The organism is Dyadobacter subterraneus, from assembly GCF_015221875.1.
Classification (GTDB): Bacteria; Bacteroidota; Bacteroidia; order Cytophagales; family Spirosomataceae; genus Dyadobacter; species Dyadobacter subterraneus.
Genome location: NZ_JACYGY010000002.1, coordinates 1,394,923 through 1,415,278, shown reverse-complemented (window position 1 = coordinate 1,415,278; position 20,356 = coordinate 1,394,923). Strand labels below are relative to the sequence as shown.

General features: G+C 39.0%; 19 protein-coding genes. 12 read left to right on the top strand and 7 right to left on the bottom strand.

Going from position 1 to position 20,356, the window contains the following annotated elements; translation table 11 throughout:
• Positions 1-85 precede the first annotated feature (85 nt).
• Both IEE83_RS31490 and IEE83_RS31485 read left to right on the top strand, forming a co-directional pair.
• Positions 86-1,240 carry a PepSY-associated TM helix domain-containing protein gene (locus tag IEE83_RS31490; protein ID WP_194124670.1) on the top strand — a complete coding sequence of 385 codons (1,155 nt, stop codon included), beginning with the start codon at positions 86-88 and terminating at the stop codon, positions 1,238-1,240.
• 121 nt (positions 1,241-1,361) lie between these two features.
• Entirely contained in the window at positions 1,362-1,811 is a 450-nt protein-coding gene (locus IEE83_RS31485) for a GNAT family N-acetyltransferase (RefSeq protein WP_194124669.1), read from the top strand.
• Positions 1,812-1,872: 61 nt separating this feature from the next.
• Here IEE83_RS31485 and IEE83_RS31480 read toward each other — a convergent pair whose 3' ends face one another.
• On the bottom strand, positions 1,873-3,180 hold the full coding sequence (locus IEE83_RS31480; RefSeq protein WP_194124668.1) for an ABC1 kinase family protein: 1,308 nt from the start codon (positions 3,178-3,180) through the stop codon (positions 1,873-1,875).
• Between the two features lie 3 nt (positions 3,181-3,183).
• A complete protein-coding gene (locus IEE83_RS31475; protein WP_194124667.1) occupies positions 3,184-3,837 on the bottom strand; it encodes a TetR family transcriptional regulator C-terminal domain-containing protein in 654 nt (217 codons plus the stop codon).
• A 173-nt stretch (positions 3,838-4,010) separates the two neighbouring features.
• On the opposite strand from IEE83_RS31475, the gene IEE83_RS31470 reads away from it, so the two are divergent.
• A complete protein-coding gene (locus tag IEE83_RS31470; protein WP_194124666.1) occupies positions 4,011-4,769 on the top strand; it encodes a CPBP family intramembrane glutamic endopeptidase in 759 nt (252 codons plus the stop codon).
• A 3-nt stretch (positions 4,770-4,772) separates the two neighbouring features.
• On the opposite strand, the gene IEE83_RS31465 is transcribed toward IEE83_RS31470, so the two are convergent.
• From IEE83_RS31465 to IEE83_RS31445, 5 genes are all read right to left on the bottom strand, one after another.
• Positions 4,773-5,750 (bottom strand): NAD(P)H-quinone oxidoreductase, encoded by a 978-nt coding sequence (locus tag IEE83_RS31465; protein ID WP_194124665.1) that lies wholly within the window; start codon positions 5,748-5,750, stop codon positions 4,773-4,775.
• Between the two features lie 130 nt (positions 5,751-5,880).
• Entirely contained in the window at positions 5,881-6,249 is a 369-nt protein-coding gene (locus tag IEE83_RS31460) for a YccF domain-containing protein (protein WP_194124664.1), read from the bottom strand.
• Between the two features lie 58 nt (positions 6,250-6,307).
• Positions 6,308-8,032, bottom strand: a complete 1,725-nt coding sequence (locus tag IEE83_RS31455; RefSeq protein ID WP_194124663.1) for a GMC oxidoreductase — start codon at positions 8,030-8,032, stop codon at positions 6,308-6,310.
• Positions 8,033-8,044: 12 nt separating this feature from the next.
• Positions 8,045-8,794 carry a 6-phosphogluconolactonase gene (locus IEE83_RS31450; protein ID WP_194124662.1) on the bottom strand — a complete coding sequence of 250 codons (750 nt, stop codon included), beginning with the start codon at positions 8,792-8,794 and terminating at the stop codon, positions 8,045-8,047.
• A 63-nt stretch (positions 8,795-8,857) separates the two neighbouring features.
• Positions 8,858-9,496: a pseudouridine synthase gene (locus tag IEE83_RS31445; RefSeq protein ID WP_194124661.1), complete on the bottom strand. Its 639-nt coding sequence runs from the start codon at positions 9,494-9,496 to the stop codon at positions 8,858-8,860.
• Positions 9,497-9,779: 283 nt separating this feature from the next.
• Here IEE83_RS31445 and IEE83_RS31440 point away from each other — a divergent pair, with 283 nt between their 5' ends.
• From IEE83_RS31440 to IEE83_RS31400, 9 genes are all read left to right on the top strand, one after another.
• Positions 9,780-11,123, top strand: coding sequence for a deoxyguanosinetriphosphate triphosphohydrolase (locus IEE83_RS31440; protein WP_194124660.1), 1,344 nt, complete (start codon positions 9,780-9,782; stop codon positions 11,121-11,123).
• A gap of 143 nt (positions 11,124-11,266) precedes the next feature.
• The gene (locus IEE83_RS31435) at positions 11,267-12,391 is read left to right on the top strand and encodes an FIST signal transduction protein (RefSeq protein ID WP_194124659.1); all 1,125 of its coding nucleotides are present in this window, start codon (positions 11,267-11,269) and stop codon (positions 12,389-12,391) included.
• Between the two features lie 14 nt (positions 12,392-12,405).
• On the top strand, positions 12,406-14,097 hold the full coding sequence (locus tag IEE83_RS31430) for a PAS domain-containing sensor histidine kinase (protein ID WP_194124658.1): 1,692 nt from the start codon (positions 12,406-12,408) through the stop codon (positions 14,095-14,097).
• 89 nt (positions 14,098-14,186) lie between these two features.
• On the top strand, positions 14,187-14,594 hold the full coding sequence (locus tag IEE83_RS31425; protein WP_310588627.1) for a response regulator: 408 nt from the start codon (positions 14,187-14,189) through the stop codon (positions 14,592-14,594).
• Positions 14,595-14,624: 30 nt separating this feature from the next.
• Positions 14,625-16,595, top strand: a complete 1,971-nt coding sequence (locus tag IEE83_RS31420; RefSeq protein ID WP_194124656.1) for a response regulator — start codon at positions 14,625-14,627, stop codon at positions 16,593-16,595.
• 103 nt (positions 16,596-16,698) lie between these two features.
• Positions 16,699-16,923, top strand: coding sequence for a CDGSH iron-sulfur domain-containing protein (locus IEE83_RS31415; protein WP_194124655.1), 225 nt, complete (start codon positions 16,699-16,701; stop codon positions 16,921-16,923).
• Positions 16,924-17,062: 139 nt separating this feature from the next.
• Positions 17,063-17,956, top strand: a complete 894-nt coding sequence (locus IEE83_RS31410; RefSeq protein WP_194124654.1) for an alpha/beta hydrolase — start codon at positions 17,063-17,065, stop codon at positions 17,954-17,956.
• 113 nt (positions 17,957-18,069) lie between these two features.
• The gene (locus IEE83_RS31405) at positions 18,070-19,329 is read left to right on the top strand and encodes a putative DNA modification/repair radical SAM protein (protein WP_194124653.1); all 1,260 of its coding nucleotides are present in this window, start codon (positions 18,070-18,072) and stop codon (positions 19,327-19,329) included.
• Entirely contained in the window at positions 19,298-20,095 is a 798-nt protein-coding gene (locus IEE83_RS31400) for a TIGR03915 family putative DNA repair protein (RefSeq protein ID WP_194124652.1), read from the top strand. Before IEE83_RS31405 ends, IEE83_RS31400 begins: the two co-directional genes overlap by 32 nt.
• Positions 20,096-20,356 lie beyond the last annotated feature (261 nt).

The window sequence follows — 20,356 nt, the reverse complement described above, 5'->3', positions numbered from 1 at the left end:
TCATTTTCTTCCCGTATTCTGGTCAAAAAACCGGAATACGGTATTCGTGTTAAAATTTGTTGCAGCATTTGAAAACTCATTCACCATGAAAAAGGTCTTACATTTTCTTCATCTCTGGCTAGGAATCGGCTCCGGAATCATTGTATTTATACTGGCTGTAACCGGATGTATTTACGCCTTCCAGCTGGAAATCCAGGATGCAACGCAGTCATTCCGCTTTGTGGAACCTCAGAATAAACCTTTTCTGGCTCCGTCGGAATTTAAGGTAATTGCCGAAAAAGCACTGCCGAACAAAAAGCTCCATAGCGTGCAATATGCGGATAAAAAAACAGCCGCTGTCATTACTTTTTTCAATTTCGATCCGGAATATTATTACCTGATGTTTGTCAACCCTTACACGGGTGAAGTTTTGGAAACGAGAAATATGGATACTGATTTTTTCCGGTTTATTCTGCTGGGACATTATTATTTATGGCTGCCACCAAACATCGGACAACCAATTGCTGCATCAGCTACGTTGATTTTTGTCATTATGCTTCTATCCGGTCTTGTTCTTTGGTGGCCAAAAAATAAAGCCGCTTTGAAGCAAAGATTTAAAGTAAAATGGGACGCACAATGGAGAAGAAAAAATTATGACCTGCACAATGTGTTAGGTTTTTACTCGATTCCTATTGCATTGATTATCGCTTGTACAGGTCTAATCATGGGCTTTCAGTGGTTTTCAAAAAGTGTTTACTGGGCAACTTCTGGTGGACAAACCATGACACAATTTTACGAACCAGAATCCAAAGGCAAACCAGTTTTGGATAAGAATACTCCTGCCATTGATTTCCTTTGGAAAAAGACAATGGCTGAATATCCGGCGGCACAAACCATTGAAATGCATTATCCGGAAACAGCTAAATCTACGATTGCAGCAGTTACAAATCCGATCGCAGGAACATATTACAAAGCGGATTATATTTACTACGATCAGTATAGCTTAAAACCACTTCCTGTAACGCATAACTTTGGTCGGTATCGTGATGATATTAATTTGGCAAACAAGATCATGCGGATGAATTACGATATTCACATTGGTGCAATAGTCGGATTACCTGGAAAAATATTGGCCTTTATTATCTCAGCCATCACCGCCAGCTTGCCTGTAACCGGATTTATTATCTGGTGGGGAAGAAGAAAAAAGAGTAAAAAGCCGAAAGTAAGAATGGGAGTTAAAAAGGAATTGGTAAAAGGTTAAACGCAGAGTTAAGAAGAGTTAAGCGCAGAGTTACGCAGGATTAATATTTAATTCTCTGTATAACTCTTCGTTCTCTGCGTTTAAACTCTTTTACTTTGCGTGTAAACCTTTCTTAAAACATATGCAAAGGATACTAAGAACTAACAGTGATAACCTAGATTTCGTAAAACTCACAAGCCAATTAGATATTGAACTTTGCAGAATCTACAATACAAATCCGGAAGACTATGAAGAATACAACCGAATCACCGGCCTGCCTACCGTTGTCTTAGCCTACGAAGATGAAGAACCAATCGGTTGTGGCTGTTTTAAAATTTTCAATGATAAAGCAGTTGAAATCAAGCGCATGTTTATCAAAGAAAATCAAAGAGGAAAAGGAGTTGCATCTTCAATCCTTGCAGCGCTGGAAATTTGGGCGAAGGAACTTGGCTATGAAGAAGCTGTTTTAGAAACCGGAAAAGGACAACCTAACGCAATTAATCTTTACAAAAAATACGGTTATCAAATCACCGAAAACTATAATCAATACGACGATCTGGAAATCAGTGTGTGCCTCAAAAAAGTACTTTAATGACATAAAAAAAATGCGTGACATCTTTCGACATCACGCATATCAAATAATCATTTTCAATTTATGTCAAAGAGACATATTGATTGATACTAACCTTCGCTTTCAATTCATGCAGCAAGCTGAATAAACCGAAAAAAGTACGGTTGATATAGATAAAATGTTTGGAACCACGATTCACATTCATCTTTCTAAGATTCTTATCATTCGCATATTTCTCTCCTAATTCAACCAATCTTGCAAAGAAAACTTCATCCGCAAAATCAAACTCTTCAACCTGAAAAGGCTCTGTGAATAAAGTCAGGATTTCATGGAAAAGTTTCGTGAAGTAAGCCGTTTCTTCCGGCGTATCTTTTTCAGTCAGAATTTCCAGTTCGAATAATTTACTTCTGAAAATCTCCGGATTATTCATATTTACCTTTTCAGCTAACTCGAAATAAGGTGTATAGAAATCCTCAGGAATTTCTTTCATACAGCCAAAATCAATAGCGATCAGATTTTCATCCTTATCAACCAGGAAATTTCCCGGATGCGGATCAGCATGTACTTTCCGAAGCTGGTGAACCTGGAACATGTAAAAGTCCCAAAGCGCCTGTCCTATTTTATTTTGAGCTTCCTGAGAAGGATTCGTTTTAACAAATTCTGAAAGGTGAATTCCTGTCATCCAATCCATCGTAATCACACGTTCCGAAGAAAATTCCTCGTAGTATTTTGGGAAACGAAGGTTTGGAATATGCGCACAGGCGTCCCCGATTTCCTTGCTTTGTGCAATTTCCAGAATGTAATTTGTTTCTTCCGTCAGCTTGGTTTCAACCTCTTTGAAATACTTGTCCGAATCCTTGCTCTGGATATTAAACATTTTCATCGCAATCGGTTTCACCAACGCAAGGTCCGAAGTAATACTTTCAGCAACGCCCGGATATTGGATTTTTACGGCCAGTTCTTTGCCATTAGCCGTTGCTTTATGTACTTGTCCGATACTTGCAGCATTAATCGCATTCGGATTAAACGTATCGAAAAGATCAAGCGGCGATTTGCCAAAATATTTTCTGAACGTTTTAATAACCAAAGGCGCCGACAATGGCGGTACCGAAAACTGAGAAAGCGAAAATTTTTCAACGTAAGCCTGCGGCATAAAACTTTTCTCCATGCTAAGCATCTGAGCCAGTTTTAAGGCACTTCCTTTCAGGTTTTTCAGGCCGTCGTAAATATCTTCTGCGTTATTTGTATTCAGATTGTCCCGTGCAGATTCAGGATTTGTGATCTTCTCACCGTAATATTTTAAATAATTTCCGCCGATTTTAACACCGGTAGTAATCAATTTGGATGCACGCTGAATTTTTGAAGTAGGTATGCTGTCTATGGTTTCCATTCACTACCGTAATTTTTCTTTGATTAAAAATTTACCAAAATCGATCACACTTTCCAGTGGTGTGATGTCAATCAGGTCAAATGTGGCGCGGATTGATTTTTCGATAAAAAGATCTGTCTTTTCAAATCCAACCGATTCATCATCAAGCCAGAATCTTAATGTTACCAACAGTTGTATCCATGCACCTTCTTCCAATCCGTCCTGTTGTAATTTTTGAAGTCGCTCACTTTTTCCTTTCAAATACCCCTGACTGCTTGCGGTGATAAACGATTTAAAATAAGACCGAAATTCTTTCAGTTTCATCAACCCGTTCAGTCTGCTTTTATCGCCTTTCAAAGCGAAGACAACATAACTTCTGTTGGCTGTCAGAATTTCAAAAAATGTGTAGTAATAAGTTAATAACTTTTCACGGAAGCTAAGCAGATCATTATCAGTGCTTTTGCTCATCAATTCCAGCGTCAGTTTATGAAAACTGATGAAAACAGATTTTTCAATCGCTTCAATGGACGAGAAATAAGTATAAAATTCTTTCTCAACTATTCCGTTTCTTTTGCAAAACAGATAAACAGACTTAGGATTTTCATTATGTTCCAGACAGTAATGAATGTACATTTCTGTAATACTCGCTGCTGATATTTCTTTAATTTTTGTTGCCATCTTTTTTTGAATTAGCACATCGACACGATGATTTCCATTAAATTTAAACGAATAAAAAGATACTATTCTTATTTCAGGAATTATTAAGAGGAAAGAAACTCATCTTATTTTCGGCAGATAAGTCTCACTTTTACATGAAAATTTTCACCATCAACAGCTTCTGACATTCACGCATGCGATTAAAAGATTTGGCAAAAATTATTCTGGTATGCTGTCTATTAGCTAACACAATTAGCCTGATTTTCATTACAGAATGGGCTCAAAATATTTTAAAAAACTGGCCGCAGGCAATCGTTTTAGGAATAATCATTTTTACCTTTCAGGCGATCATTCTCGCCGGTTTTGTAAAACCTTACTTTAACGAGATTTCATTTAGTACTCTTTTTGATGGGAAGAAACTTCTGGTTGCCTTGTTCATGGGATTTGTAGTTTGGACGCTGGCTCAAATTTGGGTTCATTACGCTACTGGAATTCCTATCCATTATCCGTCATCGCCAAGAGTCAAAAAATACCTTTTTATATTTTTGCTCAATTCCATTCCTGCTGCTTTGATTGAAGAATTCATATTCCGTTTTCTTCCCGTTCAATATGCTGAGAAGAAAGAAATTCCAAGACAGCAATTGATTGGTCTGGCCATTGGCGTTGCCGTTGTCTTTAGCCTTTCTCATGTTTCGGCTTATGTTTTCAGGGATCATACGGATGTTTCAGGGTTGGCGTCGCCGCTCATCAGCGCGTTTTTTTATGGGATGGCTTACTTTTTTGTCTACGTCGTCACCGACAATATTTACTTCACAACCCTGATTCACGCATTCAGCAATAATCAATTGTATCTGGTCAATTCGCCTTACAACGATTCTTTTTATTTCTACACGCTGATTTTTGTTACACTCGTTTGGTTTATGAGGAAGGAAACCCAACGGGTTCGAAGTTAAAATTTACCAGGAATTTGTCAAAATAATCTTTCCAATATGATCGCTGCTTTCCATTAATTCATGAGCTTTTCCAGCTTCTGACAATGGAAATTCACGATAAATTACCGGCTTAAATTTTCCATTTTCCAGTAACGGCCAGACATTTTCCAGGATTTCTTTTGTCAAATCAGCTTTAAAAGTCACATCCCGATTTCTAAGCGTACTTCCTGTAATAGTCAACCGGTTTTTCATGATCAATCTAAAATCTACACCTTCGGCTTTGTTTCCTTTCATGGTATTGATAAAAACCATACGACCGTCCACACACAGTAATCTCAAATTTTTCGGAATATAATCTCCGCCAACCATATCCAGAATCACATCGACGCCTTCACTTTTCAATACATCTTCAAAATCTTCCTTTTTGTAATTGATACACAAATCCGCACCAAGCGAAACACAGGCTTCACATTTATCGTCAGAACCGGCCGTAGCAAAAACTTTTGCACCAAAACCTTTGGCAATCTGAATTGCCGTAATACCAATTCCACTGCTTCCGCCATGGACCAAAAGATTTTCTCCGCTTTGCAATTTTCCTTTTTGAAATGCATTATGCCAAACGGTGTAAACGGTTTCCGGCAATGAAGCAGCCTCAACATAGCTAAAACCTTTCGGCATAGGCAGACAGTGCTGCGCATTCACAACGGCAAATTGCGCATAACCGCCTCCGGCCAAAAGTGCGCAAACAGCATCGCCAACTTTCCAGTTTTTCACTTCTGAACCAATTCGCTCAATTGTTCCGGCTACTTCCAAACCAGGAATATCCTGTGGCGCACCCGGAGGTGGCGGATAATTTCCTTTGCGTTGAAAAACATCCGGACGGTTAATTCCTGCTGCGAAAACTTTGATTAAAACATCATCTGCCTTAAAATCAGGAATCGGTCGTTCCTGGATTTCTAAAACTTCCGGTCCGCCCGGCTTCGTAATGACAACTGCTTTCATGACTTTCACTATTATAAATCAACTTTAACAATTACCGTGCCCTTATTTTTTCAAAGAAATTCATGACTTCATTTAAAAGCAAAAAACCTGAGAAATCTCAGGTTTTTTATTTTCTATATTAATCCAAAAATCAATAAATATCTTTTCCAAAAGGCGTAAATGACAGGCTCATTAATTTGAAATGTTGTTTGGCAAAAGGCAATCCGATAATGGTAATTGCCAACAAAATCCCGAAAATCAAATGTGTAAGCGCAATCCAGATTCCACCGATGAAAATCCAGATTAAGTTAAAAATTGTTGACAAACAGCCGGTTTGTCCGGGTACTTCCCGCACTTCCCTTCCAAAAGGCATTAGCGTCAATATCCCGATTTTGAAACATTGGATACCAAAAGGGATTCCAATAATAGTGCAACAAAGGACAAAACCTGCAATAAAATATTCAAGTGCGACGACAAATCCGCCGAAAATAAGCCAGATAATGTTACCGATTAAATTCATAGCTAATAGTTGAAAAGTAAATTTATAACGCTGTTAAAAAACATATTTACAACCAAACCTACAAATTTCCTTCCTTCATTTTATTAACGGCAAAATCCACCGCACGTGCGGTCAGAGCCATGTATAACAACGACGGACTTTGATTTCCGGTACTCGTCATGCAGGCGCCATCGGTGACAAATACATTCTGACAATGATGCAGCTGGTTATGCTCATTCAGCATGGAAGTTTGGGGATCTTTTCCCATCCTGCAACCACCCATTTCGTGAATATCCAGTCCGGGAGCTTGTTTGTTATCATGTTGGGAAATGTTGGTACAACCTGATTTTTCCAGCATTTCCGCACTTTCTTTCAAAAAGTCGCGGATCATTTTTTCGTCATTGTCATCATAACCTACCGAAGTGACCAGAAGCGGAATTCCCCACTGATCTTTTTTATCAGAACTAAGGGTAACCTGGTTCGTAGCTTTCGGAATCGTTTCTCCCTGCATGTACATATACACTTTCCAACCTCCGGGTTTTGACATTTCTTCTTTGAAATCTTTGCCAAAAGTTGAAACAGATTTCTCATTTCCGCGTGTCCGGTATGCACCCATGAAGGTGGTAAAACCGCCGACGTAATCGGTATCCTGTTTATGTAAATTGCGATAATTAGCTAAAATCGGCTCGGTTGGATTTCTTCCGAAATAATATTTATCCTCAAAACCCGGCATATCGCCTGCCACCGAAGCACGGTAATTGTGAAAGGCAATATATTTTCCTAAAACACCACTGTCATTTCCGAGACCATTTGGAAAACGTTTTGATTTGGAATTCAGCAGAACGAGATTACTATTTAGGGCAGAAGCATTCAGGAAAATAACTTTGGCAAAATATTCATGTACTTCCTTTGTATTCGCATCAATGATTTTAACGCCACTTGCCTTTCCGGTTTTCTCATCATAAACTATGGAATGAACTACTGAATGTGGGCGAATTGTCAAATTCCCGGTTTTTTCCGCCCAAGGCAAAGTCGAACTTACCGAACTGAAATACCCGCCATATGGACAACCGCGCATACATAAATTCCTGGCCTGGCATCCGCCTCTGCCTTGCTGAATATGGATTTCTTTCGGTTTTGTTAAATGCGCCCATCTTGCGTGAACCAGATGCCGGTCTTTATAATTTTCATTGATTTTTTCCTGAACAACTTTTTGGACGCAGTTTAATTCGAATGGCGGCAAATATTCTCCGTCGGGCATCGATTCCAGACCATCTTTATTTCCACAAACACCAATAAATTCTTCCACATGTGAGTACCAGGGCGCTACATCTTTGTATCCAATCGGCCAGCCGATTCCGTATCCATATCTTTCGGGTGCGGTAAATTCAAACTCACTCCAGCGCTGACACGCCCGTCCCCAGGTTAACGACTTCCCTCCTACCTGATAACCACGGATCCAGTCAAACGGCTTTTCCTGTACATAAGGATGATCTTTGTCCTGTACAAAAAAATGTTTAGTATCATCTCCAAAACCAGCGGCTTTACTGATAAGTGGATTATCATCCAGAAACTTTTTTGTCAGATTTCCACGGTGTTCAAAATCCCAGGGATTTAAATGTGCTGTTGGATAATCTTTATTGTGTTCCACATTTCTACCGCGCTCCAAAACCAGCGTTTTCATTCCTTTTTCACACAATTCTTTGGCAGCCCAGCCACCACTTATACCTGAACCGATTACGATTGCATCGAAATAATTCGTAGAATTTGAATCCTGAACTGAATTTTGTGATGGATCTGTCATGGCGAATAATGATTAGAAATAGATTCCGCGGATTGTTTCGGAAAGATTGGAAGCAGCTTCTTCGTCAAGAAAAATAAAAGCATTTTCATGTGAACGGATAATGGTTCCCGGAATCTGATTCGAGATTTCTTCCATTAAAACTTTTACAACGATATCAGCTTTTTTCTCCCCAGCGACAATTAAAATTGCCGTTTTTGCTTCGGTAAAATGTTGGAGGCCAAGTGTTATTCCGCCGGAAAGCTCAGTTGTTTTGTTAAAATATTTTTGTGCAACTTTCACCGTAACCGGATCCAGTTCGGTTGTATGTGCATAAGAATGGTAGTCAACGCCGGGTTCGTTTAAACCAATATGTCCATTCATTCCCAAACCGACCAACATCAGATCAATCGGTCCGTTTTCCAGAATATATTCATCCATACGCTTGCATTCCATATCAGGGTTTTCAGCGAGACCGTCGAAAAAAATGATTTGTTTTGGATTGATTTTTAATGGGTTGAAAAAATTGGAAAACAAATAATGTTTGCAGCTCCCTTCATCGTTTTCGTCCATACCAATCCATTCATCCAAACCTACAAAACGGCATTGGCTGAAATCAACATGTCCTTCCAGACCATATTTGACAAGATATTTTAATACGATTGTTGGAGATTCCCCAGACGGGAAACATAACAAAGAATCCGGTTTTTTCCGGATTTGTTCTACAATCAGATCCGCAGTTGCTTTGGACATCGCGTCCTTATCAGCATAGATATTCAACTTCATGGAATTGCTTTTACAAACAAAAGGACACGACGTTGATTTGTTACTATTTAATCGAAGTAAAAGTCAATTTCCCAGAAAAGTTGGTTTTTCAAGAATATCCCGCCAGTTTTCAATTTTCAGTTTTTTGAAAAAATCTTCCTCTTCCATTTCCCGGACTTTTCCCGGTTGCAGATCACCAAGTTCCAGATCTTCAATCGACATGCGGATTAATCTTTTGCATTTATGCCCGGCGGCATACACCATTTTTCTAACCTGATGATATTTTCCTTCGGTTAAAGTAATTCTCAGCCAGGTATGCGGCACATCTTCGGGTTCTTTTGAGCGTTTCAGCCAGCCTTTTGGCTTTTCTACAATTTCAACTTCACAAGGCGTTGTAACATATTTCACATTTCCTTTAATCAAAATTGGAATACCAGTTCTTAATAAATTCAGCTTTTCCTGGTTGATCACGTTTTTGACATGCACAACATAAACCCGCTTATGCGGCACCTCTCCCTGAAATAATAAACGGGTAACTTTTTTGTTCGTCGTTAAAATCAACAACCCTTCCGAATGACTATCCAGCCGGCCGATCGCATGAATTCCTTCCGGAAAATCATATTCCAGGTCGCCAAGTAAACCCACAGTATCCGGACTGATGAATTGGGATACCATGTTGGCAGGTTTGTTAATGATAAAATAACGATGTTTTGACTCGGTCATGAAGCTGGATTGCTGACAGGTCGTCCTGCCTTTTTTAATCAAAGATTGTTTCTTTTTATTTCAAAATCTCTTTAACGATGAAATGTTAGTTGATAAACATGTCACTGACAGAGACTTTTCCGCAATCAGTATTTTAAATCTTTCATATACTTTACATTTATTTAATACAATAATTTCTGTGTAAAATCTGGGTACTTCTGTTTCAATATACAAATATAAAACCGTTTGGAATTCGTACTATTGTATAGAAAGCAGACACATTTTAACGTACAGGTTACTCCTCATGAAGTGGGAAAAATTACTCTCGGCGAAACGCTGGGGAAGTGAAGATAAAAATATAGAAGACCAGGCTGAAGCACGGTCGGAATTTCAGCGTGATTATGACAGATTGATATTTTCTTCGCCTTTCCGAAGACTTCAGAATAAAACGCAGGTTTTCCCATTACCCGGAAGCATTTTTGTTCATAACAGATTGACGCATAGCTTGGAAGTGGCGAGTGTCGGACGTTCATTGGGTAGGATTTTCTATAACAGATTAAAGAAAAGCAGACCTGATCTTGACGACGAACTTCCGCTGATCAGTGAAATCGGAAATATTGTGGCAGCGGCTTGTCTGGCGCACGATCTTGGAAATCCGGCTTTTGGACATTCCGGAGAGGCAGCAATTTCCTATTATTTTACAAATGGTGACGGGCTGATTTATAGGGATAAAGTAGCAGAAGCGCAATGGGAAGATCTGACTCATTTTGAAGGAAATGCGAATGCTTTCAGGATTCTGACACATCCCTATGCAGGAAAAGGATATGGAAGTTTCGCGCTGACCTATTCAACATTAGCAGCTATTGCGAAATATCCCTGCGAATCACTTGCAGGACATGACAAATCGAAAATATTTAGAAAAAAATATGGTTTTTTTCAGTCAGAACAAGCTGGTTTTGAGAAAATTGCTACCGAACTTGGCTTGGCGCAAGTTGAAGATAACTATCTGATTTACAAACGTCATCCGATTGTTTATCTGGTTGAAGCAGCTGATGATATCTGTTATAACATCATAGATCTTGAAGACGCACACCGGCTTAAAATTTTATCTTACAGAGATGTTGAAGATCTGCTTTTACCATTAGCGAACGATCCTAAAATGGCTGAACGGCTTGCGGACATTGATGATGACGATGCAAAAATCAGCTTTTTGAGGGCAAAATCGATTAATACATTGATTGGTCAGTGCTCTGAGCTTTTTTATAAGGAGCAGGAAACCATTCTGAGTGGAGATTTTAACCATAGTCTGATTGACCAGATCCAGGAACCATTCTGCTCCATTATGAAGAATATTGAACAGATTTCTATTAAAAAAATTTACAATTATTCTTCCGTAGTGCAAATTGAAGTGGCGGGTTATAAGGTGATGGGCGGACTTTTGGAAGAATTTATTCCGGCATATCTTAACAACAATTCTCACTATTCAAAAAAACTGGTTGAGCTGATCCCGAAACAATTTATTACAAATAAAACTGACGAATACTCAAAAATCCAGACCGTTCTTGATTTTATATCCGGTATGACAGACCTTTATGCAGTAGAATTATTTCGAAAAATAAAGGGGATTTCGTTCCCGTCCATTAGTTAGAAAAGATTGCAGCGTTTCATTATAATTATTTATTTCTCAGGCAATTGACAAGAGCAGTTTCAGCTTCCTGATATTTTTTCAACTGCTCAGAAACTTTCATTATCTTGTAACCTCAAACAGCTTTTCAAAAGCCTATCTCAACTATGAAAATTGAACAGTTCGTCTATTCTGGCGCAGCCTCCGCCAAACCTTTTACAATAAATCCGCAATTAATTTTCGCTTTTGGACATAGAGAACTTCTTGAAAGTCAGACTTTGACGCAGGAGCTGGCTAAAAGCTATCCCGACGCAATTTTAACAGGCTGCTCAACCGCAGGCGAAATTATCAGCGAATCTGTTCATGACGGCACTATCATTTTCACCGCCATTGAATTTGAGGATGTAAAAATCAAATCAGCGAAAGTCGGGCTGAAAGATTCGGCTTATAACAGTTTTGAAATTGGTAAAAAGCTGGTTTCACAATTTCCGCAGGAAGGATTAAAACACGTTTTTGTCGTTTCCGACGGACTAAAAGTGAACGGAACTGATCTTGTAAAAGGTATTGCCGATGAATTACCGGCAAATGTCACCTTAACGGGCGGACTTGCAGGTGACGGACCTCATTTTTCTAAAACTGTCATTGTTGAACCTGACGGAACCGTGGCTACGGAAAGTATTGCCGCTATCGGTTTTTATGGAGATTCCCTTCAAATCGGTTTCGGATCACGTGGTGGCTGGGATAGTTTTGGCTTGGACAGACTAGTCACAAAATCGAAAGAAAACGTATTGTATGAAATTGACGGTCAGCCGGCTTTGGATCTATATAAATCATTTTTGGGCGACAGGGCAAAAGATCTTCCGTCATCCGGACTTTTGTTCCCGCTAAGTATGCGCGACAGCGAAGACCGGGCGCCTGTGGTAAGGACAATCCTCGGGATCAGCGAAGAAGATAAAAGTCTGACTTTCGCGGGTGATATTCCACAGGGAAGTTTTGTAAGGCTGATGAAGGCTAATACCGACAGATTGATCAATGGTGCGGAAGAGGCTGCTGTGGCTGCTAAAAATGGCGATAAAAAATCTCCGGAATTTGCATTGCTGGTAAGTTGCGTTGGCAGAAAACTGGTATTAAAACAAATTGTTGAAGAGGAAGTTGAGTCCGTTTCAGAAGTTTTGGATCAGCCGTTCATGACAGGATTTTATTCCTATGGTGAGATTGCGCCATTTAACCAGAATGTTCAATGTGAACTTCACAATCAAACTATGACCATTACCACCTTCCGGGAATCTTAAAAACTTAACGCATATTGGAAACAACGGAAATTACTTATCACCGTCTTTTAAAACGCCAGATCAGGAAATCTTTATCCCCTGAACTGGCTGAAAATCCTGAATTTCAAGATTTTCTTAATTCCGTCAATCAGGCTTATCTTGAATTTCAGGATGATATTGCCCGTGTGGAACATATATTGGAACAAAGTTCTACTGAATTATTTAAGGCCAACAAAGAGCTGATTAATATTGCCGCTCAGAAAACGGAAGAAGCCGCTTCAACAAACAGAAGGCTTGAAGAGGTGGCCAACAGTATTTCCGAAGTGCTTATTCAGCTTAACAAAGAAGGCAATATCATATATCTCAACAACGCCTGGGAAACGGTAACAGGATTTAAAGTAACGGACAGTCTGAACAAAAACTGGGCTGAATTTCAAATAAATAACGATTCAAAAACCAGGTTAGAATCACTTTTTACAGGGAAAATCAATTCGGTTCAGGATACTTTCAAATTAACAACAGCCGACAAAACCGAAAAATGGCTGGAAATTTCTATTTCTGCACAATTATCTTCTGATGAAGAAGTAATCGGATTTATCGGGACGGTGAGTGATATCACTTCCAGAAAAGCCCAGGAAGAACAGATTAACCGTATGGTTGAGTGGTTTAACGAATCCAGTGAGGCTGTTCAGGTTTCGGATGATACCGGAAAACTGCTTTTCATAAATCACGAAGCAGCCCGGCGTCTAGGCAAAAAACAGGAGGAAATAATCGGATCGCACATTAGCAGTGTTGAAAAAATATTTGAGGAAAATGAGAAATGGGAGGAGTACGTAAATAATTTGAAAAGTACTTCCAAGATGATCATTACCGGGGTCCACAGAAAGACAGATGGCAGTACTTATCCCGTAGAATCAAGTGTAAAATATTACGAAACCAATGGACAGGGTTATGTTCTGGCATTTATACGGGATATCACCGAACGGGTTGAAGCTGAGAATAGACTAAAATCTTACATGCGTGACCTGGAAAGGATCAACGCTGAACTTGACCAGTTTGCTTACGTGGTTAGTCATGATTTAAAGGCACCCTTACGTGCGATAAATAATTTATCCGAATGGATTGAGGAAGATATTGAAGACCATCTTGATGGCGACACAAAAGATCAGTTCAAACTTTTACGCGGACGAGTCCACAGGATGGAAAGTCTGATTAACGGAATTTTATCCTATTCCAGAGCCGGACGTATCAAAACAACCAAAGAAAGATTTCTGGTTAAATCATTGCTTGATGATCTTTGTGATACTTTCAGTTCAAAAAAGCCGATCGAATTTATTTTTGAGGGTGACTCGAAAAGGGAATTGCTTTCCGAAAAAATCACGCTGGGACAAATTATGCAAAACCTGATTTCCAACGGGATTAAGTACAACGATAAAGAGGAAATCAAAATCACAATTGGCTGGAAAGATGGAGATGGAGGTCTTGAATTTTTTGTAAGAGATAATGGACCAGGAATCAGTCCGGAGTTTCATGAAAAGATATTTGTCATTTTCCAAACTTTGCAATCCAGGGACGAAGTTGAAAGTACCGGCGTAGGCCTTGCCATTGTGAAAAAAATCATGGATGAAAAAGGAGCAAAAATCCGTATCGAATCTGTTATGAAGGAATCGACTACGTTCTTTTTCACCTGGCCGGTTAATGAAATAGCCGAGGTTGAAAAAATATAGAATCAATTTGAATAATCCTCTACTTATTAGTAATAAAAGTCATTAATTATAACAATCTTTACAAAATGTCCATTTCAAATCCAATCCCCATGACAATCTTACTAGTTGAAGATGACGAAGTAGATATCATGAATGTGAAGCGAGCATTTAAAAAAAATAACATCTCAAATCCACTCGTGATTGCCCATAACGGCATTGAGGCCCTTGAACTTCTTCGGTCCACGGAAGCAGATGCGCCAAAACCAAGAATCGTTCTTCTGGATCTTAACATGCCGAGAATGGGAGGAATTGAATTCTTAAAAGAAATCAGACAGGATCCAGAACTAAGTTCTTTATCCGTTTTTGTCATGACCACTTCCAATGAAGATGGTGATAAAATTGACGCCTTTAATCTCAACGTAGCCGGTTATATCCTGAAACCTTTGTCTATGGATCGCTTCATTGCGGCTGTGTCTACTTTGAAAAGCTACTGGACCCTTTGCGAGTACCCTGAATAAGCCTGCAAGCCCACCTCCTTTTAAAATGTTATGACCCCCTTGAATCTGCTGTTGGTAGAAGATGATGATATTGACGCGATGGAATTTAAACGTGCCATCCGGAAATGTAATGCTGAAATTCAGGAAATGCGGATATGTAAATATGCCGAAGAGGCCATTATGACCCTGGAAAACTGGACGCCTACCTGCATTTTTATTGATTATCAGCTTCCCAAAACCAACGGTCTGGAACTGCTTAAAAAAATAAAAAAGATTGCTCCAAAGCTTCCCGTGATCGTTTTAACTTCTCAGGGTGATGAACGAATTGCAGTAGAAATGATGAAAGCGGGAGCTATGGAATATTTTCCAAAAGCAGAAATAAACGCAGAAAAGCTGACAAAGACTTTTCATACCATGAGCCAGATGTTCGAGGTAGAAAAGGAACGTGAAATTGCGCAGAAGGAACTGGCGGAAAAGGAGGAATTTATCCAAAAGGTAGCACAGCTTTCACCCAATATCATTTATGTCATTGATATTGAAAAGTGGACAAACATTTTCCATAATCAACAGATCAGTGAAATCCTTGGTTATAAGGCAGACGAGCCACTTCCTGAAAATGTCTTTGCTTTTTCAAAACTGATCGATAATCAGGATGTGCTGACATTCCGGAAACATTACAGTTATATCAGGCATAATTTAAAAGACGGGGAAGTAATTGAAAAGGAGTTCCGTCTTAAACATAAAAACGGGTCTGATGTCTGGATCATTACCCGGGAAGTGCCTTTCAAGCGAAATGACGCAGGTGAAGTACTGGAAGTTTTGGGAACCGCCATTGATATAACAAGCAGAAAACTGGTTGAACAGGAATTGATAAAGGCAAAAAAAGATGCAGAAGAAGCCGCCCGAATCAAGTCTGATTTCTTGTCTACCATGAGTCATGAAATCCGTACGCCTATGAACGCGATCATTGGATTTACGGATTTGTTGCTGACAAGCAATTTCCCGGAAGAGGATCTTCAATATTTAAATACCATCAAATATTCAGCTGACAATCTGATGGTTATACTGAATGACATTTTAGATTTATCCAAAATTGAAGCCGGAAAATTCAGTCTTGAAGATTTTGAGTTTGACCTCCGGGAAAAAACCGGTCATTTATACCGGACTTTCGAATTTAAAGCAAAAGAAAAAGGAATCAGGCTTTCATTTGAAATTGACGACAAAATGCCGTCGATACTGGTCGGCGATGCATACCGTTTGAACCAGATTTTGGTCAATCTTATTGGTAATGCACTGAAATTCACTTCCGAAGGTTTTGTGAAAGTCTCTATCCTCGTTGAAAAGGAATATGCTAATAAAGTGGATTTAAAAATCCAGGTTAAAGATTCCGGGATTGGTATATCTGATGATAAACTGAGCCTGATTTTCGAAAGTTTTTCGCAGGCTCACAACAATAATGCAACCAAATTCTTTGGTGGAACCGGACTTGGTTTAAGCATTACGCGAAAAATTACAGAACTGATGCAGGGAGAAATTACAGCAGAAAGTGAGCTTGGTGCAGGAAGTTCTTTTTGCGTTTCGCTGACCTTCAAAAAAGGAAATTCTGTTCCTGCCAGAGATAATTTAAACGCAAATATTCCTTTTTCTCTTAAAGGTTATAGCGTAATTGTTGCAGAAGATATTCTTGCCAATCAGCTTTTACTTAAACATTTACTTAAAAGATGGGAAGCTGATTTTGTGATTTGTGATAATGGTAAAGAAGTTCTTGACACTTTGAAACTGCGTAATTTCGATCTGATACTCATGGACTTACAAATGCCAGTGATGGATGGCATTACCGCTATGAAAGCCATTCGAAATTCTTTTCCCCATCTTGACAAAGTTCCGGTTCTGGCATTTACTGCTGATACTTTTGCGCAGACTTCGCTTGAAATCATGGATTGTAAATTTCAGGATTTCATTACAAAGCCATTCCGGATTGACGAATTAACATCCGTCATCGGAAAACATCTGAATTTGTAAAACGGTCTTCCACGACACAACTTAGATTTGTACTGATGCTAAATTAGCTCATTGCTACTTCACCATCCGGTGGGATTGCTACCTTTGGGCAAAATTATTCACCATGACAAAAGTAAAGCTTACCGTTAATAATAACGGATCTCTGAAAGTAGACGGAGAATTTGAGATCGTAGATGCGCAGGGAAACGTGTACGGATTGGAAGGAAGAACTGTCGTTTCGATATGTCGCTGCGGACTTTCTGCCAACAAACCATTCTGCGACGGTTCTCACAAAGGACATTTTGAGCATAATGCGGTTGCATTTGATTTGCCTCCTAAAAAAGTTTAGGATCGAAAAAATTCTATTCTAAAATCCACTGGTTTTCAAAAGCCAGTGGATTTTTTGTTGGTATGTGTTTTGATACAATTCAATCGGAGGTCACCTGTTTGACGTATGTCATATATATTAAAACCTAACTAAACGATCTGTGAATTCTCAAACACGTGTCAGCATTATCATTATTCTTATTTTATTCGGAGCATTTTTGCTAACACTTTCCGGCTGTACTTTTCTTGGAAACAAAGCTCATAAAGATATCATTTATGCAAAAGGTATGGGAGCAATTCCTGATCAGCAGCTCAGTATTTTTGAACCAAAAAAACCTAAATCTCCTAAAGATGTTTTAATCTTTATTCATGGTGGAAACTGGAATTCAGGAAGAAAATCTCAATACAATCTGATCGGACGCAACTGGACAAAACGCGATATCGTTTATGTGATCATTGATTACCCATTAAGCCCGACTGCGACCTACAAAGAAATGGCAGAGTATTCGGCAAAGTCTGTAAAATGGGTCAAGGAAAATATTCAGAATTATGGTGGAAATCCTGACAGAATCTTCATTTCAGGGCATTCGGCTGGCGGCCATTTGGCAGCACTCATATCAATTGATGATCAATATTTTCAAAAGTTAGGTATGACAAATCCTATCAAAGGACTGATTCTGATTGATGCAGCCGGTTTGGATATGTATGGTTATTTGTTAGATGAAAAATTCCCGAAAGATCATACTTATTACAAAACATTTACTGCCGATCAAAAGACCTGGAAAGATGCGTCGCCACTTTATCACCTACATAAAGGAATGCCACCTATGACAATTTTCAGAGGTGGAAAAACTTATCCTTCTATTGTTTTGAGTAATGAAAAATTTATAAAAGCAATGCAGGAATTTGCACCTGAAACACCTTATGAAATCTTAAAAAGCAAGAAACATGTTCCAATGATTACGCAGTTTTTCAATCCCTGGAATAAACGCTATAATCAAATTCATCGTTTCATGGAAAGTGTTGATAACAAGGGAAGTATTGTCAAAAATTGATTTTCAATTTTCTTAGGCACATAAATAATTTTTGGCACAAGTTCGTTTCAGTATCAAATTTTTACTATATTTGTGATACTAATAGTATCATCAACAAACGTTAGAACATAGATATGTCGGAAAGACTTCATGAGAAGCTTGAAATTCTTGCTGATGCGGCCAAGTACGACGTATCATGTTCATCCAGTGGCAGCAAGCGCACCAATCACAACAAAGGATTAGGTGAGGCGACGGGAAGCGGAATTTGTCATACCTACACGGAAGATGGACGCTGCGTTTCACTTCTAAAAATCCTGCTTACTAATCATTGTATTTTTGACTGCGCTTACTGCGTTACAAGAAAAAGCAATGACATTAAAAGAGCCGCATTCACGGTTCAGGAAGTGGTCGATCTGACCATGAATTTTTACCGCAGAAATTATATTGAAGGACTTTTCCTGAGTTCGGGTATTTTTAAAAATGCCGATTACACAATGGAAAGGCTGGTTTCTGTTGCCAAAAAACTTCGGACAGAAAATAAATTCAACGGATATATCCATCTCAAAACAATTCCCGGCGCAAGTGATGAACTTATGCATGAAGCGGGTTTGTGGGCAGATCGTCTCAGCGTAAATATTGAAATTCCGACAGAAAGTGGTTTGAAACTTTTGGCTCCGGATAAGAATATCAAAGATATGATCGAGCCGATGACTTATTTGAAAAAGGAGATCATCCGGACGAAGGAAGAATCGAAAATATTTAAGTCTGCGCCGCTTTTTGCACCCGCCGGACAAAGCACACAAATGATCATTGGCGCCAGTGGTGAATCCGATAAAGACATCATGCACACGGCGAATAAATTCTATAAAGGATTTAATTTGAAACGGGTTTATTACTCAGGTTATGTACCAATCAGTAACGATAACCGATTGCCTGGTTTAGGAAGTGCTGTTCCGGTTTTGAGAGAAAATCGGTTATATCAAACGGATTGGCTTATGCGGTTTTACGGATTTCATGTGCAGGAATTACTGAATGATCAGTTTCCAAATCTTGACCCCGAAATCGATCCAAAACTTAGCTGGGCGCTCAGAAACATGGCTTTTTTCCCGGTTGATGTTAATACTGCCGACTTGCAATTAATTCTTCGGGTACCAGGAATTGGCGTCCAATCGGCACAAAAAATTGTTGGAGCGCGCCGGTTCAATAAATTGGGATGGGATCATCTTAAAAAAATCGGAATAGCGATTAACAGAGCGAAATATTTTATAACCTGCAACAGTCCGATAACCGATCGGAAGGATTATACGGAAGCCAAAATCCGGCAATTTATCCTCAACGAATCCCGGAGTAAATTCCTTACCAATGGAGGTCAGCAATACAATCTTTTCGGATAAGCCCGTCAGCGTTTCATACGATGGAACCTGGTATGGCTTATTGACTGCGGTTTTCGATGCCTATTCAAAAAAATGGAATGTTACCGGTTTTTCAGTTATTGACCGCGAAAGCCAGACAGACTTTTTTGCAGAAAAAGTAATTGTGGTAACGGATGAAGAAAAAGCAAAAAGAGTTTGGCTTGGACTGAAAAAGAAAGTCCCGAAAGAAAATTGCATACAACTTTATCGCTGTTATTTATCTGAGATTGCCGGCATTGAAATAACTATATTTTCCTGTATCAAGTTTTATTTTTCCGGTTTTGATTCGCCGCATCTGGCCTATGGCAATCCTGATGTTTTGAAAGTAAATCAAACTTCAAAAATGGTATATCGGGAGAAACACAGAATGGAAGCTTTTGTCAGATTTCAGCGCACGGCTGATGATTTGTATTATGCAGGAATTGAGCCGGATTTTAACGTAATTCCTCTATTAAACGAACATTTTGCTGAGCGTTACGCCGATCAGAATTGGTTGATTTATGATATTAAACGAAAGTACGGAATTTATTATGACCAGGATAAAGTGGAAGAAATCACATTAGATTTTTCCAATGATGCGGGAGCGAAAACATCGGTGAAAGATGTTTTTCATGATTCTGAAACCTTATATCAGGAACTGTGGCAGAATTATTTCAAAAACGTTAATATTCCATCAAGACGGAATATCAAGTTGCATGTTCAGCATGTTCCGAAACGGTATTGGAAGCATTTGATTGAGAAAAAGTAGTTGTTCAGTAATAAAATTGGATTGGATAAAATAGTTAATAACAAATATGTCACCCTTTCAGGGTTTGGCTGGTCGCTACATTGTATTCTTCTATAATAATTTCAACCCTTCGGGTTTGTTTTCCGAATTAAAATTCCAAAGGATGATATTAAATTGAAATAGGTTTGATCAACCTAGATATCAAATCCCGAAGGGATAACATTATTGTAGAAACAGAGAAATGATGGTTAGGCTAAAACCCGGAACGGGTGACATAATTAC

What these genes read in the sequence shown, in the direction of transcription:
- IEE83_RS31415 (WP_194124655.1), top strand. Translation starts at nt 16,699, where the DNA reads ATGACAAAAGTAAAGCTTACCGTTAATAATAACGGATCTCTGAAAGTA.
- IEE83_RS31435 (WP_194124659.1), top strand. Translation starts at nt 11,267, where the DNA reads ATGAAAATTGAACAGTTCGTCTATTCTGGCGCAGCCTCCGCCAAACCT.
- IEE83_RS31470 (WP_194124666.1), top strand. Translation starts at nt 4,011, where the DNA reads ATGCGATTAAAAGATTTGGCAAAAATTATTCTGGTATGCTGTCTATTA.
- IEE83_RS31485 (WP_194124669.1), top strand. Translation starts at nt 1,362, where the DNA reads ATGCAAAGGATACTAAGAACTAACAGTGATAACCTAGATTTCGTAAAA.
- IEE83_RS31465 (WP_194124665.1), bottom strand. Translation starts at nt 5,750, where the DNA reads ATGAAAGCAGTTGTCATTACGAAGCCGGGCGGACCGGAAGTTTTAGAA.
- IEE83_RS31445 (WP_194124661.1), bottom strand. Translation starts at nt 9,496, where the DNA reads ATGACCGAGTCAAAACATCGTTATTTTATCATTAACAAACCTGCCAAC.
- IEE83_RS31455 (WP_194124663.1), bottom strand. Translation starts at nt 8,032, where the DNA reads ATGACAGATCCATCACAAAATTCAGTTCAGGATTCAAATTCTACGAAT.
- IEE83_RS31420 (WP_194124656.1), top strand. Translation starts at nt 14,625, where the DNA reads ATGACCCCCTTGAATCTGCTGTTGGTAGAAGATGATGATATTGACGCG.
- IEE83_RS31440 (WP_194124660.1), top strand. Translation starts at nt 9,780, where the DNA reads ATGAAGTGGGAAAAATTACTCTCGGCGAAACGCTGGGGAAGTGAAGAT.
- IEE83_RS31460 (WP_194124664.1), bottom strand. Translation starts at nt 6,249, where the DNA reads ATGAATTTAATCGGTAACATTATCTGGCTTATTTTCGGCGGATTTGTC.
- IEE83_RS31480 (WP_194124668.1), bottom strand. Translation starts at nt 3,180, where the DNA reads ATGGAAACCATAGACAGCATACCTACTTCAAAAATTCAGCGTGCATCC.
- IEE83_RS31490 (WP_194124670.1), top strand. Translation starts at nt 86, where the DNA reads ATGAAAAAGGTCTTACATTTTCTTCATCTCTGGCTAGGAATCGGCTCC.
- IEE83_RS31400 (WP_194124652.1), top strand. Translation starts at nt 19,298, where the DNA reads ATGGAGGTCAGCAATACAATCTTTTCGGATAAGCCCGTCAGCGTTTCA.
- IEE83_RS31450 (WP_194124662.1), bottom strand. Translation starts at nt 8,794, where the DNA reads ATGAAGTTGAATATCTATGCTGATAAGGACGCGATGTCCAAAGCAACT.
- IEE83_RS31405 (WP_194124653.1), top strand. Translation starts at nt 18,070, where the DNA reads ATGTCGGAAAGACTTCATGAGAAGCTTGAAATTCTTGCTGATGCGGCC.
- IEE83_RS31425 (WP_310588627.1), top strand. Translation starts at nt 14,187, where the DNA reads ATGACAATCTTACTAGTTGAAGATGACGAAGTAGATATCATGAATGTG.
- IEE83_RS31475 (WP_194124667.1), bottom strand. Translation starts at nt 3,837, where the DNA reads ATGGCAACAAAAATTAAAGAAATATCAGCAGCGAGTATTACAGAAATG.